The 16,197-nt window shown below is 70.9% G+C and carries 15 protein-coding genes; 8 read left to right on the plus strand and 7 right to left on the minus strand.

The genetic code is table 11. The annotated features are described in order from the left end of the window. Positions 1 to 2: 2 nt before the first annotated feature. Together IEZ09_RS00530 and IEZ09_RS00535 are read right to left on the minus strand one after the other, a co-directional pair. Positions 3 to 1,502: a carboxylesterase/lipase family protein gene (locus IEZ09_RS00530; protein WP_189251509.1), complete on the minus strand. Its 1,500-nt coding sequence runs from the start codon at positions 1,500 to 1,502 to the stop codon at positions 3 to 5. A 14-nt stretch (positions 1,503 to 1,516) separates the two neighbouring features. Next, complete coding sequence (locus IEZ09_RS00535; RefSeq protein WP_229812127.1) at positions 1,517 to 3,016, minus strand: carboxylesterase/lipase family protein; 1,500 nt, start codon at positions 3,014 to 3,016, stop codon at positions 1,517 to 1,519. A 146-nt stretch (positions 3,017 to 3,162) separates the two neighbouring features. On the opposite strand from IEZ09_RS00535, the gene IEZ09_RS00540 reads away from it, so the two are divergent. Genes IEZ09_RS00540 through IEZ09_RS00550 form a run of 3 tightly spaced genes read left to right on the plus strand, consistent with a single transcriptional unit; the run spans position 3,163 to position 6,036 of the window. After that, positions 3,163 to 3,816 carry an HAD family hydrolase gene (locus IEZ09_RS00540; protein WP_229812128.1) on the plus strand — a complete coding sequence of 218 codons (654 nt, stop codon included), beginning with the start codon at positions 3,163 to 3,165 and terminating at the stop codon, positions 3,814 to 3,816. After that, on the plus strand, positions 3,813 to 4,817 hold the full coding sequence (locus IEZ09_RS00545; RefSeq protein ID WP_189251510.1) for a phosphotransferase family protein: 1,005 nt from the start codon (positions 3,813 to 3,815) through the stop codon (positions 4,815 to 4,817). The genes IEZ09_RS00540 and IEZ09_RS00545 overlap by 4 nt, the downstream gene beginning before the upstream one ends. Before the next feature lies 1 nt (position 4,818). After that, a complete protein-coding gene (locus tag IEZ09_RS00550; protein ID WP_189251511.1) occupies positions 4,819 to 6,036 on the plus strand; it encodes an acyl-CoA dehydrogenase family protein in 1,218 nt (405 codons plus the stop codon). 62 nt (positions 6,037 to 6,098) lie between these two features. On the opposite strand, the gene IEZ09_RS00555 is transcribed toward IEZ09_RS00550, so the two are convergent. Both IEZ09_RS00555 and IEZ09_RS00560 read right to left on the minus strand, forming a co-directional pair. Beyond that, positions 6,099 to 6,812: a poly-gamma-glutamate hydrolase family protein gene (locus IEZ09_RS00555; RefSeq protein ID WP_229812129.1), complete on the minus strand. Its 714-nt coding sequence runs from the start codon at positions 6,810 to 6,812 to the stop codon at positions 6,099 to 6,101. A 54-nt stretch (positions 6,813 to 6,866) separates the two neighbouring features. Next, on the minus strand, positions 6,867 to 7,298 hold the full coding sequence (locus IEZ09_RS00560; protein WP_189251513.1) for an Hsp20/alpha crystallin family protein: 432 nt from the start codon (positions 7,296 to 7,298) through the stop codon (positions 6,867 to 6,869). A 70-nt stretch (positions 7,299 to 7,368) separates the two neighbouring features. Here IEZ09_RS00560 and IEZ09_RS00565 point away from each other — a divergent pair, with 70 nt between their 5' ends. Beyond that, entirely contained in the window at positions 7,369 to 7,947 is a 579-nt protein-coding gene (locus IEZ09_RS00565; protein ID WP_229812130.1) for an HSP18 transcriptional regulator, read from the plus strand. Positions 7,948 to 8,096: 149 nt separating this feature from the next. Here IEZ09_RS00565 and IEZ09_RS00570 read toward each other — a convergent pair whose 3' ends face one another. Both IEZ09_RS00570 and IEZ09_RS00575 read right to left on the minus strand, forming a co-directional pair. Further along, positions 8,097 to 8,945, minus strand: coding sequence for a S66 peptidase family protein (locus tag IEZ09_RS00570; protein ID WP_189251515.1), 849 nt, complete (start codon positions 8,943 to 8,945; stop codon positions 8,097 to 8,099). Further along, positions 8,942 to 10,828: a prolyl oligopeptidase family serine peptidase gene (locus IEZ09_RS00575; protein WP_189251516.1), complete on the minus strand. Its 1,887-nt coding sequence runs from the start codon at positions 10,826 to 10,828 to the stop codon at positions 8,942 to 8,944. The genes IEZ09_RS00570 and IEZ09_RS00575 overlap by 4 nt, the downstream gene beginning before the upstream one ends. Positions 10,829 to 10,906: 78 nt before the next feature. On the opposite strand from IEZ09_RS00575, the gene IEZ09_RS00580 reads away from it, so the two are divergent. Together IEZ09_RS00580 and IEZ09_RS00585 are read left to right on the plus strand one after the other, a co-directional pair. Next, positions 10,907 to 11,473: a DUF3090 domain-containing protein gene (locus IEZ09_RS00580; RefSeq protein WP_189251517.1), complete on the plus strand. Its 567-nt coding sequence runs from the start codon at positions 10,907 to 10,909 to the stop codon at positions 11,471 to 11,473. 1 nt (position 11,474) lies between these two features. Further along, a complete protein-coding gene (locus tag IEZ09_RS00585) occupies positions 11,475 to 12,263 on the plus strand; it encodes an SCO1664 family protein (RefSeq protein WP_189251518.1) in 789 nt (262 codons plus the stop codon). Here the strand turns inward: IEZ09_RS00585 and IEZ09_RS00590 are convergent. Continuing rightward, complete coding sequence (locus tag IEZ09_RS00590) at positions 12,260 to 14,737, minus strand: KAP family P-loop NTPase fold protein (protein ID WP_189251519.1); 2,478 nt, start codon at positions 14,735 to 14,737, stop codon at positions 12,260 to 12,262. The genes IEZ09_RS00585 and IEZ09_RS00590 overlap by 4 nt on opposite strands. 262 nt (positions 14,738 to 14,999) lie before the next feature. Here IEZ09_RS00590 and IEZ09_RS00595 point away from each other — a divergent pair, with 262 nt between their 5' ends. Both IEZ09_RS00595 and IEZ09_RS00600 read left to right on the plus strand, forming a co-directional pair. Next, on the plus strand, positions 15,000 to 15,440 hold the full coding sequence (locus tag IEZ09_RS00595) for a hypothetical protein (protein WP_189251520.1): 441 nt from the start codon (positions 15,000 to 15,002) through the stop codon (positions 15,438 to 15,440). A 5-nt stretch (positions 15,441 to 15,445) separates the two neighbouring features. Then, a complete protein-coding gene (locus tag IEZ09_RS00600) occupies positions 15,446 to 16,147 on the plus strand; it encodes an aminoglycoside phosphotransferase family protein (protein ID WP_189251521.1) in 702 nt (233 codons plus the stop codon). Positions 16,148 to 16,197: the final 50 nt, after the last annotated feature.

Here is a 16,197-nt window from a genome sequence, read left to right on the forward strand (position 1 = left end):
TCTCACTGTTGCCCCCAAAAGCCGCACTGGTGGTCCTTCGCGAAGTCCGCGGGCCTCACTGCACCGGGAGCCAGCGACTGCACCTCGGCACGCCACCCCGGATCACCGGTGCGCGCGAACCGGCCCCACGCCGCGATCAGGTAGTCCGACAGCCGCTGCTGAGCCGGAGTCAACGTCGCGCCGAAGTCGAACAGGTACGCCAGCTCCGAGGCGTGATACGCCCGGTAGCCGCCGGGGAACGACGGAGGCAACGGGAACACCACCGGCGCCTGCGGGTCGGCGAACTCGTAGCCCGACACCGGCATCCGCCGCGCCAGACCGTCCCGCGTGTCCTGCGTCGGGCAGGCCCACGAGTGGTCGGTCAGCGCCGCCGCCAGCTCGTCACGGGCGTCACCGTTGCCGTTGAGCGGATAGCGGGCCACGATCGCGTCCGCGTTCTTCTCACCGAACAACGCGCTCACCCGCGAGCGGTACTGCGCGTCCGGCACCGGCGCCGGTTCGATCAGCGCCATGAACAGCGTCGCCTCGTCGTGCGTCGAGCCCACCATCGTCGGCACCCGGTGCACACGACCGGTCTTCTGCGCGACCGCCGGATCCACCGGCAGCACCCGCGAGTCGTAGGCGGGGAACGCGAACACGTTGTGGACCCGCAGCAGCGTCGTCACCGGCAACGCCCGCAGGCACGCGATGTCCTGGCAGCCCAGCGGCTGCGCGGCACCCGTCTTCTCCACCTCGGCCCGAGGCCTCCACAACGTGGTGAACGTGCCGGGACGCTGCTGGTCAGGCGCCGTCAGAGCACACGCGCCGGACTGGATGACCGCCTTGTGGAACAGGCCAGCCGCCGGCGGTGACGCCAGCTGCGCGCAGACGCTCAGGCCACCGGCCGACTCGCCGAAGATCGTCACGTTGCGGGCGTCGCCGCCGAACGCGCGGGCGTTGCGCTGCACCCACCTCAGCGCGGCCTGCTGGTCGGCCAGGCCGAACGTGCCCGACCCCGGCAGGCCGGGGTAGCCGAAGAACCCGAACACCCCGAGCCGGTAGTTGATCGTCACGATCACGGCGTCGTTCTTCGTCGCCAGCCACCGCGCGTCGTACAGGCGCGCCGCACCACTGACGAACCCGCCGCCGTGGATCCACACCATCACCGGCCGCGGCTTGTGCGAGCGCCCCGCCGGGGTGGTGACGTTGAGGTAGAGGCAGTCCTCGTTCTCCGACGAGGGCTGGTTGAGCTGCGGTGTCTGCGCGCAGTCCGGGCTCGGCTTGGTCGCGTCCCGCACGCCCTGCCACGGCGTCACCGGCTGCGGATCACGCCACCGGTTCTCACCCAGCGGCGGTGCCGCGAACGGAATGTTGCCGAACGTGCGATAAGTGCTGGTCACCGTGCCTGCGACCAGGCCCTTGTCGGTGTGGACGACCCGGCCGTCGCCGTCCGCCTGCGCCGGTGGCTGCGTGGCGCCGAACGCCAGCGCGGCCGCGATCGCCGTCGTGAGCAGTCGTTTCATCGGTTGAACACCCCTCACTGTTGTCCCCAGAAGTCGCACTGGTGATCCCTGGCGAAGTCCGCCGGCCCGACCGCCCCCGCGGCCAGCGACTGCACCTGCGCCCGCCACCCCGGCTGACCGGTGCGGGCGAACCGCCCCCACGCCGCGACCATGTACTCCGACAGCTCCCGCTGTCCCGCCGTGAGCGGCAGGTCCGCGAACTCGAACAGCAACGGCAGCTCCGAGGCGTGATAAGCCCCGTAGCCACCGGGGAACGGCGGCAGGTCCGGGTAGATCAGCGGAATACCGCGGTCCGCGAACTCGTAGCCCGCCACCCGGCGGCCCAGCCGTTGCCGCGTCTCGTGCGTCGGGCACGCGAACGACCGGTCCGTCAGCGCCGCCGCCAGCTCGTCGCGCGCGTCACCGTTGCCGTTGAGCGGATACCGGGCCACGACCTGCGCGCCGAGCTCGGCGCCGAACATCGCCGCGGCCCTCGCCGGGAACGCGGAGTCCGCCACCGGCTCGGGCTCGAACAGCGCCAGGTACAGGGTCATCTCGTCGTGTGTCGACCCGACCATGACCGGCACGCGGTGCAGGCGGCCCGTGTTCTGCGCGACCAGCGGGCTGATCGGCAACGCCCTCGTGTCGTAGGCGGGGCTCGCGAACGCGGCGTGCACCTTGAGCAGCTTCGCCACCTCCAGGCCCCGCAGGCACGCGATGTCCCGGCACCCCTCGAGCCGCAACTCCGCTCCCTGCTTCTCGACCTCCGCGCGGGGCTTCCAGAACGACACGAGCTCGCCCGGCCGCTGACCCGGCGACGTCAGCCCGCACGGACCCGACTGGATGATCGCCTTGTGGAACAGGCCCGCCGAACGCGGCGAGGCCAGCTGCGCGCACACGCTCACGCCACCCGCCGACTCACCGAAGATCGTCACGTTCCGCGGGTCACCACCGAACGCACGCGCGTTGCGCTGCACCCACCGCAACGCCGCCTGCTGGTCGGCCAGGCCGAACGCGCCCGACCCCTCGACGCCGGGATAGCCGAAGAACCCGAACACCCCGAGCCGGTAGTTCACCGACACCACGACGACGTCGTTCTTCGTCGCGAGCCACCGCGCGTCGTACTGCGAGGCGTTGCCGTTGGTGAACCCGCCGCCGTGGATCCACACCATCACCGGCCGCGGCTTCACCGTCTTCCTCGCCGGTGTCGTGACGTTCAGGTACAGGCAGTCCTCGACGTCGGAGGCCTGCTCACCCAGCTGCGGCGTCTGCGCGCACACCGGCGCCGGCTTCGTCGCGTCCCGCACCCCCTCCCAGCCCGCCACCGGCTGCGGATCACGCCACCGGTTCTCACCCAGCGGCGCGGCAGCGAACGGAATGCTGCCGAACATGCGATACGTGCTGGTCACCGTGCCTGCGACCAGGCCCTTGTCGGTCCTGACGACCCGGCCGTCCCCGTCCGCCCGCGCCACCGGGACCTGGACGAGGGCAAGCGCCATCGCGGCGGCCGAAGCCACCGTCACCATCCTCTTCATCAAGTTGTCGAACCCCCTTCGGGCTCGAACGTATCGAGGCCCGCAATGGGTTAAAAGCGCTGAAGGATGACTTGTTCCATCCTCCGAAAGTCGATGTTCGCGACCACCGGTTGCCGACATACCGACCGGTCGGTACCCTCCGATCCGTGGGTGACACGACACTTCCGGAACCGCTCGTCGACGCGCTCGTCTTCGACTGGGGCGGCGTCATGACGGTCTCCGTGCCCGAGTTCGTCGGCGCGTGGCTGCACGCCGAGGCCATCGACCGCGACGTCTACGGCCGCATCATGCGCGAATGGCTCAGCCGCGACGCGCAGCCCGGCAACCCGGTGTTCCGCCTGGAGACCGGCGAGCTGAGCGTGCGTGAGTTCGAACGGCTGCTGGCCGCCGAGCTGATCACCACCAGCGGTGCGAAGGTCGACGAGAACGGGCTGCTGCGGCGCATGTTCGGCGGCGCCAGCCCCGACCCGGCGATGGTCGAACTCGTCCGCAAGGCCCGCGCCGCCGGCCTGCACACCGCGCTGCTGTCCAACAGCTGGGGCGAGGGCTACCCGAAGGACCTGCTGATCGAGCTGTTCGACACCGTCGTCATCAGCGGCCGCGTCGGCCTGCGCAAACCCGACGAGCGCATCTACCGCCACACCCTGGAGCAGATCGGCGTCCCCGCCGATCGCGCCGTGTTCTTCGACGACGCGCCGATCAACGTCGAAGCCGCCCACGCCGTCGGCATGCACGCCTTCCGCCACACCAATGCCGACACCACCCGCGCCCACCTCGCCACCCTCGGAGTGACCCTGTGACCGATCTGCCCGGCCTCGACCTGGAGGCACTCGCCACACACCTGGGCACAGGTCCGCTCACCGGCGAACTGTTCCCCGGCGGCCGTTCCAACCTCACCTACCGCGTCACCGACGGCACCCAGCGCTGGGTCCTGCGCCGCCCGCCCCTGGGCCACGTCCTCGCGACCGCGCACGACATGGCCCGCGAGTTCCGCGTCATCTCCGCCCTCGCACCCACCTCGGTGCCCGTGCCGCACGCCCACCAGCTCGTCGAGGACACCTCCGTCATCGGCGCGCCGTTCTACCTGATGGAGGAGATGCCCGGCGCCGCGCTGCGCGAGCGGTCGCAGTGCCCGTGGCTCACCCCCGACATGGCCCGCACGCTGTCCGAGCGGCTCGTCGACGTGCTCGCCGACCTGCACTCCGTCGACCCGTCGTCGGTCGACCTGCAGGACTTCGGCCGGCCGGAAGGGTTCCTCGCCCGCCAGGTCGCCCGGTGGGGCAAGCAGCTCGACGCCTCCCGCAGCCGCGACCTGCCCGGCATCGACGACCTGCGCGCCAAACTCGCCGACACCGTGCCCGTCTCGCCGCGCGCCGCGATCATCCACGGCGACTACCGCCTCGACAACGCCCTCGTCACCCGCGACCCGCTGGAGATCAGCGCCGTCCTGGACTGGGAGATGGCCACCCTCGGCGACCCGCTCGCCGACCTCGGCCTGCTCTACGTCTACTGGGCGGGCCTCGGCGTCGACAACGACCCCATCACCGGCAGCGTCCCGTCGATGCCCGGGTTCTCCTCCGCCGACGAGCTCGTCGCCCGCTACACCGCCCGCACCGGCACCGACACCTCCGGACTCGGCTGGTACATCGCCTTCGGCTACTTCAAGCTCGCCGTCATCGTCGAAGGCATCCACTACCGCTTCGCCAGCGGGAAAACCGTCGGAGCCGGCTTCGAGAAGCTCGGCGCCTTCACCGTCCCCCTCGTGCGGCAGGGACTCGCCGCCGCCCACAAGGAGCTCTGACATGGACTTCGCCTACGACGCCAAAACCGAGGAACTCCGCGCACGCCTGCTGGCGTTCATGGACGAGCACGTCTACCCGGCCGAAGCCGTCCTGGAGCAGCAGCTGCACGACGCCGCCGACCCGTGGGAACGCCAGCCGATCCTCGAGGAGCTCAAAACCGAAGCCCGCCGCCAGGGCCTGTGGAACCTCTTCCTCCCCGACAGCGAGCACGGCGCGGGCCTGACGAACCTGCAGTACGCGCCGCTGGCCGAGATCACCGGCCGCAGCCCCCACCTCGCCCCCGAGGCGCTCAACTGCGCCGCACCGGACACCGGCAACATGGAGGTGCTGGCGATGTTCGGCACCGACGAGCAGAAAAAGCAGTGGCTCCAGCCCCTGCTCGACGGCGAGATCCGCTCCGCGTTCTGCATGACCGAACCCGACGTCGCCTCCTCCGACGCCACCAACATCGCCACCCGCATCGAACGCGACGGCGACGACTACGTCATCAACGGCCGCAAGTGGTGGTCCTCCGGCGCGATGAACCCCAACTGCGCCATCTTCATCGTGATGGGCAAAACCGACCCCGACCCCGACGCCGACCGCCACCGCCAGCAGTCACAGATCCTCGTCCCGCGCGGCACCCCCGGCATCACCGTCAAACGCGCCATGCACGTCTTCGGCTACCAGGACTACGCCCACGGCGGCCACGCCGAGATTGAGTTCAAGGACGTCCGCGTCCCCGCGTCCAACCTCATCGCCGGCGAAGGAGAGGGCTTCGCCATCGCCCAGGCCCGCCTCGGCCCCGGCCGCATCCACCACTGCATGCGCCTGATCGGCATGGCGGAACGCGCCCTCGAACTCATGTGCCGCCGCGCCGCCTCCCGCGTCGCGTTCGGCAAGCCCATCGCCGCCCAGGGCGTCGTGCACGAGTGGATCGCCGAGTCCCGCGTCCGCATCGAACAGGCCAGGCTCCTAGTCCTCAAGACCGCGTGGCTGATGGACACCGTCGGCAACAAGGGCGCCCACACCGAGATCCAGGCCATCAAGATCGGCACCCCGCTGATGGCCGAATGGGTCATCGACAAGGCCATCCAGGCCCACGGCGGCGCCGGCGTCAGCCAGGACTTCCCCCTCGCCGAACTCTTCGCCGCCACCCGCACCCTGCGCATCGCCGACGGTCCCGACGAGGTCCACCGCATGTCGCTGGCCAAGCGGGAACTCAAGAAGTACCTGTAACCGCGCCACGGGGCGGGCCGACGTCGCGGCCCGCCCCGCACAGCGCTGATCGAACCGACCGGTCAGTTGTTCAGGGCCTCGCGCGCCGCCAGCGCCGCCCGGCACGCGTGCACGAAGTCCCAGAACACCTCGGTCGTCGTGTGCCGCCGGTCCGACCGCGAGTTCTCCGCGAACATCGCCGAGCGCAGGGGAGTGGTGAGCTCCAGCTGCCCGCCCTGCCGGCCGCGCGTGCGGTTCGCGATGTTGGACCGGTCGTAGCCGCCCAGTATCGGGTGGTCGACGGCGTCGATCGTGTGGAACCCGGCCCGCCGCAACCGCGTCAGCAGCTCCAGCCGCAGCAACGCGTCACGGCCACCGACCAGCACCGCCCGGTCGTGGTCCTCCAGGCCCGCCGCCGCGGCGGTGCAGCCGTGCAGGCCGAGCGCGTGCGAGGCGCCGGACACGAGATCACGGGCCACGCGGTCGTCGCAGTTGGACGAGGTGACGTGCAGCTCGTCGTTCGCGACCGACCGCAGGCCCTCGAACATCCAGTAGTCGTGCGTCTGGCCGATCGGCACGCGCGTGGACGGGTGGTAGCCCGCGATCGCGAGGCACAGTTCCGACGTGCCGACCTCGATGCCACCGCCGTGCGGGGCGAGGACGACGGACGGCGTGCGGGGGCGGTGCCGCTTGAAACGGCGCCGGTAGTCCACCCGTTCCACCAGTCGGGGATCGGCGTAGAGGTCGGAGTTGGACGCGTAGACGTCTAACGCCGTCCACTGGGGCTGGGGTCTCATGGCGGGCGGAAGCCTACCTGGCATCACCCGATCGGCCGCCGCCCGCCAGGCGTGTCACGCGTCGATCTGCTTGGGCGCGTCCTCGCCCGCGTTGATCGCGATCTTGCGGGGCTTCGCGCGTTCGGCGATCGGAATCCGCAGCGTCAGCACACCCGCGTCGTACTTGGCGTCGATGTGGTCGGTGTCGAGGGTGTCACCGAGGAACAGCTGGCGCGAGAACGCGCCCAGGGGCCTCTCGGACACCTGCATCTCGACGTCCTTGCCGACCGGCCGGCGCTCGGCCTTGACGGTGAGGACGTTGCGCTCGACGTCGAGCTCGATGGCGTCCGGCGTGACACCGGGCAGGTCGAAGCACACGACGAACTGGTCTCCGTCGCGGTAGGCGTCCATCGGCATCGCCGTCGGCCGCGACCACGTCCCCGGAGTACCGAACACCTGCTGGGTCAGCCGGTCCAGCTCGCGGAACGGGTCAGTGCGCATCAACATCTGACACCTCCTGTGATCCCTCGTGGACTGTCAATGCGCTGTACCACCGTTGTAGCATGTCGTCGGAACGATGACAAGAGCCGAGCGTCATCGGAAGGACGACATGACGAGCGACTACGAAACCGTCCGCGCGACGGCCGCCGAACCGGGCGACGCCAACCAGGTCCTGGCCGCCCTGATGCTGCTGCGCAGGCTCCGCGACGAACTGTCCGGCTGGGAACCCCAGCTCATCGAAGCCGCCCGCGCCCTGGGCACGAGCTGGGCCGAGCTCGCCCCGGCACTGGGCGTCGCGAGCAGGCAGGCCGCCGAGAAGCGCTACCTGCGCGTGCGCCGCACCGGCGAGTCCGGCACCGGCGACGAACGCGTCCAGGCCGAACGCGACCGGCGCGCCGGCGACAAGGCCGTCGCCGCCTGGGCCCGCGAGAACGCGAGCGTGCTGCGCATGCTCGCCGCGCAGGTAGGGCCACACCACCCCGCGGTGCAGCAGGCCCTCGGCCACGAGGACGCGGCAGGCCTGCTCGGACCGTTGACCGAAGCCGCGCCCGCGTTGCAGGACGGGCAGCCGGGACTCGCCGAGCAGATCGCGAAGATCGGGCAGCACACCGACCAGCTGCGCCTGAACGCGCAGAACCGGAGGTCCGGCACATGAGAACCGGGTGCCGGTCGTGCAGGATCAACCAGCGTGACGTTCGTCCGTCGTGGCTGCCGGGGGGCTCGCCGGGCGCTGACCATGCCGCCCCACCTGCCGGCGTTCGAGGCGAGACGGACCAGGCACGGCGAAAACACCCGGTCCATCGGTCACACCAGCGCGAGCGTCCCCGCCGACGCGTCCAGCACCGCCTCCACCCCCAGCGGCAACGACCACTGCCCGGCGCAGTGACCGAACCCGAACTCGCCCAGCACCGGCACCCCCAGCCCCGCCAGCCGGTCGTGCAGCACCGCCGCCACGTCACCGCAGTCCGTCCACGACCCCAGCACGATCCCCGACACCGGCTCGAACCACCCCGCCCGCACCAGCTGCGTCAGGATCCGGTCCAGCCGGTAGGGCTCCTCACCGATGTCCTCCAGCAACGCGATCGCGCCGTCGACCGGCGGCGCCCACCGCGGCCCGCCCACCGCCGCCGCGAGCAACGCCGCGTTGCCTCCCGTGAGCACCCCGCGCGCGGTCCCCGGCACCACAGGTGTTCCAGCCGTCCACGACCGCGTGCCGTCGAACAACAACGCCCGCAGCCGCTGCTGCGCCACCGGATCGTCCACGAAGTCCGACGTGCCCGGCATCGGCCCGAACACCGTCGCCTGACCCACCGCGTTCAACTCCGCGTGCAGCACCGTCACGTCCGACGACCCCACGAACACCCGAGGCGGCAGCGTCTTCCACGGCACCAGATCCGTTATCCGCAGACACCCGTACCCGCCCCGCACGCACACCACCGCGGCCACGTCCGAGCACCACGCCGACACGAACTCCGCCGCCCGCGCCTCGTCCGACCCGGCCAGATACGGCAACGACCACCGCTCCACCACAGGTGTGGTGACCTGCAGGCCCCACGACCGCAGCACCGCCACACCCGCGTCGACCTTGGCTGCCGGGGCCGGGCCCGCCGGTGACACCAGCGCGACCCGGTCCCCGGCGGACAGCAAGCTCACTCGGACAGTTCCAGCACCGGAACGCCCGGCGGCGTGAACCCGAAGACCTGCCCGTAGAACGACAGCTCCGCCTCCAGCGCCGCCTTGATGTTCTCGGCCTTGCGGAACCCGTGCTGCTCACCCTCGAACCTCAGGTAGGCGTGCCGGATCCCCGACCCCGCCAGATCCGCGGCGAACCGGTCGGCCTGCTCCGGCGGGCAGATCTCGTCCTCCAGGCCCTGCAACAACAGCACCGGCCCGGACACCTGCCGCGCCTTCAGCGACGGCGACCGGTCCCGATAGCGGTCCTCGGCCTCGGGCAGCTTGCCGACCAGGCCCTCGACGTAGCGGGACTCGAAGTCGTGCGTCTCACCGCCCTCCGACGTCCAGCCCTTCAGATCCAGGATCGGGAACGCCACCATCCCGCACTGGTACACGTCCGTCGAGGTCAGCGACGCCGCCGACGTCCAGCCGCCCGCCGAACCGCCCCGGATGCCCAGGCGCTGCGGATCCGCCGTGCCCTCCTTCGCCAGCTGCTGGGCCACGAACGCGCAGTCCTCCACGTCCACGACACCCCACTGCTCCCGCAGCCGCTCCCGGAACGCCCGCCCGTAGCCGGTCGAGCCGCCGTAGTTCACCGCCACCACACCGATGCCGCGGCTGGTGAGATACGCGATGTCGGTGTCCAGCTTCGGCAGCGCCCGCCCCGTCGGGCCGCCGTGCACGTGCACCACGTACGGCGGCAGCTCACCTTCCGGCGCCGCGAAGTCCGGGTTCGACGGCGGATACACGTACGCGGGGATCTCGCCGAACATCCGCTCCACCGGCACCGGCACGTACGCGTCCTCCGGCGACGACTCGCCACCGGTCAGATACGTCAGCTCACCGTTGGACAGATCCAGCCGCACGACCGCGAACTCCGACGTCGGGCTCGCCGCACCGCAGACCACCACACCGTCACGCACCGACAGGTCCGGCGCCCACGTCGGCAGATCGGTCTCCACGTCGGTCACCGTCGCCGACCGCTCGTCCAGCACCGCCAGGTGCCCGGACCGCACCACCAGATAGCGGCCGGGGGCGAGCATCGCGAACCAGCGGTTGCCCAGCCGCCACATCGGGCCGCCCAGCTCCTCCTCGCACGGCGCCAGGTTCGTGCGCGACCCGTCCAGGCCCACGCGGAACAGGTTCCACCAGCCGTCCGGGTCCGTCAGCGCCAGCAGCGAGTCGCCCTCCCACTCGAACTGGCACACCGCCTCCGTCTCCGACCCGCACAGCACCCGGTGCTCCGGCGAGCCGACCTCGGCCACGCACAGCTCGGTGCCGTCCCACGGCATCTGCGGGTGGTTCCAGCCGATCCACGCGAACTTCGTGCCATCAGGGCTGATCTTCGGGCCGGACATGAAGTGGTGCGAGGAGCCCAGCACCCGCACCTCGCCCTCGGCGGTGATCGCCACCAGGTCGCGGCGCACGTCGGTGCGCGCGTCACCGGTGATCGTCTCCCGCACACACCACACCTCGCCGTCCGGACCCGCGGAGAGGTCGGCGTAGCGCAGCCCGTGGTGCCGCTGCGGCTCCGGCGTCAGCGGCACCGGCCTCGGATCGTCCGGGTTGAACACGTACACGCGCTGGTCGTCCCAGTGCGTGAACGCCACCCTGTCCTCGGCCAGCACCACGAACGGCCTGCCGCCGTACTCGTGCACCCGGTTGCGGGCGTTCCATGGAGCGGGCAGCACGTCCACGCCGTCGCGCACCAGCGCCACTCTGCCGCCCTCAGCCGGACGGCTCTCCGCCCACCACACCCGCTCACCACGCAGGTCGGCCCACTGGAACCCACCACCCGGCTTCGAGGTGTCGCCGGCGCTGATCGGCGAGGTCCACGTCCCGTACGAAGCGATCTTCACCACAACCCGACCCTATACGCGGAGTGTTTGGTGGGGGAGGACCTGCCGACGATCTCCGCGTGGCCTAGGGTCGTAAGGGCCATGGCTCGCGTCATTCACGTATTCCGCGCACCCGACCGGTTCGTCGCAGGAACCGTCGGGCAGCCCGGCGACCGCACCTTCTACCTGCAGGCCTCCGAGCAGAGCAGGCTGATCAGCGTCGCCTTGGAGAAGCAGCAGGTCCAGGTCCTCGCCGAACGCATCGGCTCGCTGCTCGAGGAGGTGCACCGCCGCTTCGGCACCGACGTGCCCGACGACGCACCGCCCGACGACCTCGACACCGAACCCCTCGACGTGCCCGTCGAGGAGGAGTTCCGCGTCGGCACCATGGGCCTCGGCTGGGACGCCGAGTCCAAGGCCGTCGTGATCGAACTCCTCGCGATCTCCGAGGAGGAGGTCGACGAGGCCGTCGTGCTCGACGACACCGAGGAAGGCCCCGACGCCGTGCGGGTCTTCCTCAGCCCGTCCGCGGCCCGCGCCTTCGCCGAGCGCGCCGACCGCGTGGTCAACGCCGGCCGCAAACCCTGCCCCCTGTGCGCCGAACCGCTCGACCCGGACGGCCACATCTGCCCGCGGCAGAACGGCTACCGCCGCACAGAAGAAGACTGAGATGGACACCGCCGCGGCCCTGGAGTTGCTCCACCACGGCCGCATCGAGGTCGAGGGCCGCCTCGTCGACGCCTCCAACGCCACCTTGTTCTGCAAGATCACGTTGGACGGCGTCGAGGCCCAGTGCGTCTACAAACCCGTGCGCGGCGAACGCCCCCTGTGGGACTTCCCCGACGGCACCCTGGCGGGCCGCGAGGTGGCGACCTACCTGATCTCCGCGGCCGCCGGACTCGACCTCGTGCCGCCCACCGTGCTGCGGCCGGGCCCGTTCGGCAGCGGCATGGTCCAGCTCTGGGTCGACACCCGCGAAGAGGACGAGCTCGTCGACATCGTCGGCGTCGAGGCCGTCAAACCCGGCTGGATCCCCGTCTTCCACGCCCACGACCGCTTCGGCGACCCCGCCGTCCTCGTCCACGCCGACCACCCGCGCATCGCCCTGATGTCCGCCTTCGACGTCGTCGTCAACAACGCCGACCGCAAAGGCGGCCACGTCCTGCACGCCGTCGACGGCGCGGTCTACGGCGTCGACCACGGCATCTGCCTGCACACCGAACCCAAACTCCGCACCGTCCTGTGGGGCTGGGCCCGCGAACCCCTCCCGGACCCCGTCGTGGAGTCGCTGCGCCGGCTGAGATCCGCCCTCGACGGCTCGCTGGGGGAGTCCCTGCACGACCACCTCACCCGCGCCGAGGTCAGGGCCGTGGGCGAACGCACCGACAAGCTGCTGGCCGCCGGCGTCTACCCCGAGCCCTCCGGCGACTGGCCCGCCATCCCCTGGCCCGCCTTCTAGGTCAGCTGTTCGGCCAGCGCCGCGATCTCGCTTCCGTCGTACTCGCGCAGGATCCGGCGCAGGCCGGTGCGGAACGACTGGTGCTGATCCCCGGACAGCCCGTACCGCCGCACCTCGATCTCCCACAGAGCGTTGTCGTTCACCGCGTCGGTGAGCGCCCGCAACCCGTGCCTGCCGTCGACGCGCCGGTGCAGACACCGCTGCGCCGCCGGCCAGCGCGCCACGATCTCCGCCAGCAACACCAGGTGACACGCCCGGCTCACCCCGTCCACCCCCGTCTCCGGCCGCAACCGGTCCAGGACGCGGACGTAGAACATCCACACCGTCAGGATTCGCTTCGCCTCCCGCACCGACAGGTCCGGCTGGGCCTGCAGCCGCTCCGCGAACCGCGCCCGCACCCGCTCGTCGTGCTCCAGCGTCACCACCGCTGCCGCCGTTTCGATCTCCCCGGTCACCGGGACGTCCGACACCTCGATCACCGGCTGCCTGACGGTTGGCGTTGCCGCCGTGGCCTCGGTGATGTTGTTCTCCGTGGCCGTGATCTGCGTGCCGAGCAGACCGGTCAGCAACGGCTCGACATGCGTGCGCACCACCCGTGGCAACGGCAGGGGCAGCTGGATCAGCTTGCGCAGAAACGTCCAGCCAGGACTCGGATCGGCCGTGTCCCGCCCGGCGTCCGCGACGACCAGCGCCGAGTAGGCCGCGTCCAGATGCGCCGCGGTGGCCGCCGCGTCGATGCCCAGCACGAACCTGATCGTCGGGAACGACGCGCTCAGAAACCCGTTGATCGCCTCGAACACGTCCGCGGTCGTGCGCGGCGAACACCGGTCCAGGTCGTCGATGAACACCACCAGCTGCGAACCGGAGTCACCCAGCTCCCGGATCAGCTCCTGCACGTCCTGCTGGGCGCTGTGCAACGGACCTGTTCTGGCGCGGCGGTGCGGATCGCGCAGCGGATCATCCGTTCCCGCACCGGCGGTGTACCCGGTGAGCGGGCCGAACAGCTCGGCGGGCAGCAGCGTGTCGGCAGCCCTCGCCACATAACGCACAGCGGTGTGCAGCAGACCGGCGCCCAGCAGGACACCGGTGATCCACAACGCCAGGTCGACCGGTGCGACCTGGTACCCGATGACGGTGTACGGGTCGGGTGACTTCAGCAGCTGGGCCAGCAACGGCACCGGCAACGCGAACACTCCCAACCGCAACAACGGCGAGATGAGCCGCTTGCGCAGCGTCCGCTGCACGTGTCGCCGGTCCAGCCGCTCGATGTTGTGGGTGAACCAGAACCGCTGCAACGACGACCCGGCGTGCCCGGCGATCACCGGCGCACCCGTGCTCACGATGCACTCGTTGAGCCCGGCCCACACGTGCTCGCCCGTCTGGTACGACCACGGGTTGAACATCGCCGTCAGCACCCGAGGAGCCGCGACGTCCTTGCGCGGCTTCGACCGGGCGAACCAGCCGCTCAACGTCAGGTCGGCGTCCCACGCCCGCAGCTTCCTCCGCCGCCAGCGCTTCAACACGTCGCTCCAGGGTCTGCGCCGGCGTGACGGGGGCCCGATCGCGTCGAGCCGCGCCCGCGTCATGTCCATGAGCGTGCTCTTGCCCGCGCCCCACGCACCTTCGATGGCGATCACGGTCGGGCCCGCGAGGTCCTCGTCGCTGTCTGCGGGAGCCGCGTACGCGAGCAGTTCGGCCAGCGACTCGACGAACGCCTCCCGCGCCAGCAGGTCCGTGCGTGCGACCCGGTCGCCGTGGCCCCTGGTGCGCAGCCGCCGCACCACGTCCTCGGCGTCCGCGTCGAGCTGGACAGCCAGGGCCAAGGCGAAAGCGACCAGGTTGCTGAGCGCGGAAGACGGCCCCGTTGTACTCGAAACGTCCACACCGATGTTGGCGTGGCCTGTGACGCCGTAGATGTCGAGCGTCGGCGCGTCCAGAGCGGGCCGTGCGCTGTCAATCACGACGGCATCGCGGAAGTCGAACGTCACCGGCCGCGTCAGCGTTGTCGCGTCGCGCACGACTGCAACCGGCCCGAAGTGGAGGTCGCAGGGGGCCTCCGGGTTCGCTCCCCGCCAGCCGGCCCGCGCCAACCCGAACGCGCGGGCCTGCAGCGTGCTGTCGGGCAGCCAGGTCATCACCTCGTTGCCGAACACCTGCGAGTCCTGTCCCAGGTAGTGGTCGAGCCGGGTGGCCACCACGACGTCGTCGACAGCGACCTCGTAGCTCAGTGCCTCACCAAGCCTCGCGACCAGGATCGCCTTCGGACGGAGGTCCGCGATGGCCACCAGCACTTCCTCTGAAAGGCCAAGGCCGAGCGCGACCTCAACGGTCGTGCCCCGGATCGTTCCCACGGCTGTCAGCGGACGGTCGGACGTACCCGTCTGCACGTGGTCGAGTTGCTGCCTCACCGCGTCGAACTCGAGGTCCGACCCGGCCAGCACCAGGACGTTGACTGCGCGGTCTGACTCGGCCACCGGTCGCCCCTCGAGCACGTTGTTCGACGCCTGGTATCCCTAGGTCGCGGCCTGCCCACTCGGCGTTACCAGGCTCGGTGACCATGTCGTTGATCTACCCGCCAAGCCGCGGTGCGGTGAGCGGGGCGCGATCAGGGTCCACGGGCCGCAGCGCGCGATCACGGTGACCTATTGATCCCAATTGAGATGCGTTTGACGCGCGGATCACCGGGCCCTATCGTCGTGAAGGGGGTCCTGACCTGCGGAAACATCTGATTTGTGAATGCGGGAGACCATGGCGCAAAGAGAACGGATCGTCGTGGTCGGCGCGGCCGATCTCGGCGCGAGAGCCGCCGCGTGCCTGGCCCGCAGATTCGGGCCGGTGGACTTCATCGGCCCCGGAGCCGACGCGCTCGCCGGGATCGGGGTGCGGCGCTACCCGCGCGCGATCGTCCGCGACTTCGACCTCGACACACCCGCGGTGATCGTCGACAACGACGGCGGCCGCCTGCAGCGCCTGGTGTGCGACCGGCTCGTCGTGGTCGGCTGGCCCGTGCCGCTGTTGCCGGTCAACCGGTGGGTGATCGACGGCAAGGTCGCCGTGGCCGGCACCGGCGCGGACCTGACACTGCTCTCCACCTGCTTCGACCTCAACGGCCGGTGGCGCCCGGCCCTGGCCGACTACCAGTTCCGCCGCCAGGCCGCGGCGGACTCGCTAGCCTGAACCAGGTGATCGACGAGGACGCCAGATCCCGGCTCATCAGACGTTTCGGCCACGACGTGACGCGGTGGATCGACGCACTGCCCGGCCTGATCGACACCCTGACCGCCCGCTGGGGCCTCACCGTCGTGGGCCATGTGCCCGGCGGCACCGGCGCCACCTTCCTGTGCACCGACGCCGTGCTGAAGCTGACGCCGGACCTCGACGTCGCCGCCCTCGAAGCCCGCGCCCTCACCGCCTGGGCCGACACGCCCGCGATGGTCGACGTGCTCGACACCGACCTCGCCCGCGGCGCCCTGCTGCTGGAGAGGATCGAGCCCGGCACCCCCGCCGACGAGCCCGCGCGAGTGCTGCCGGAACTGCACGCCGCGAAGCCGGCGGGCTTCCCGCCGCTCAGGGCCCGCGTCGACTTCCTCTTCGAAACCCTGCTGACCCGCCGCACCGGCACCTACTACGCCACCGAACACCACCGCGCCCGCAAACTGGCCGAGGACGACGTCACCCAGGTGCTGCTGCACGGCGACATGCACCCCGGCAACGTCCTGCAGGGCCCGCACGGCCCGAAAGCCATCGACCCGCGCGCCCACGTCGGCGACCCGGCGTTCGACTGGATGGACTTCGTGCACGACGGCCACGACCTGCACGGCGCCGACGTGGACCTGGACCGCGTCCACGAGTGGCTCACCGCCTTCAAACCGTTCTACAGCTAGAAGCGGGGACCCCGCACGTCCACGCCCTCTCGTCGATCACAACGGCTAGG

Source organism: Lentzea flava (assembly GCF_014648475.1).
GTDB lineage: Bacteria > Actinomycetota > Actinomycetes > Mycobacteriales > Pseudonocardiaceae > Lentzea > Lentzea flava.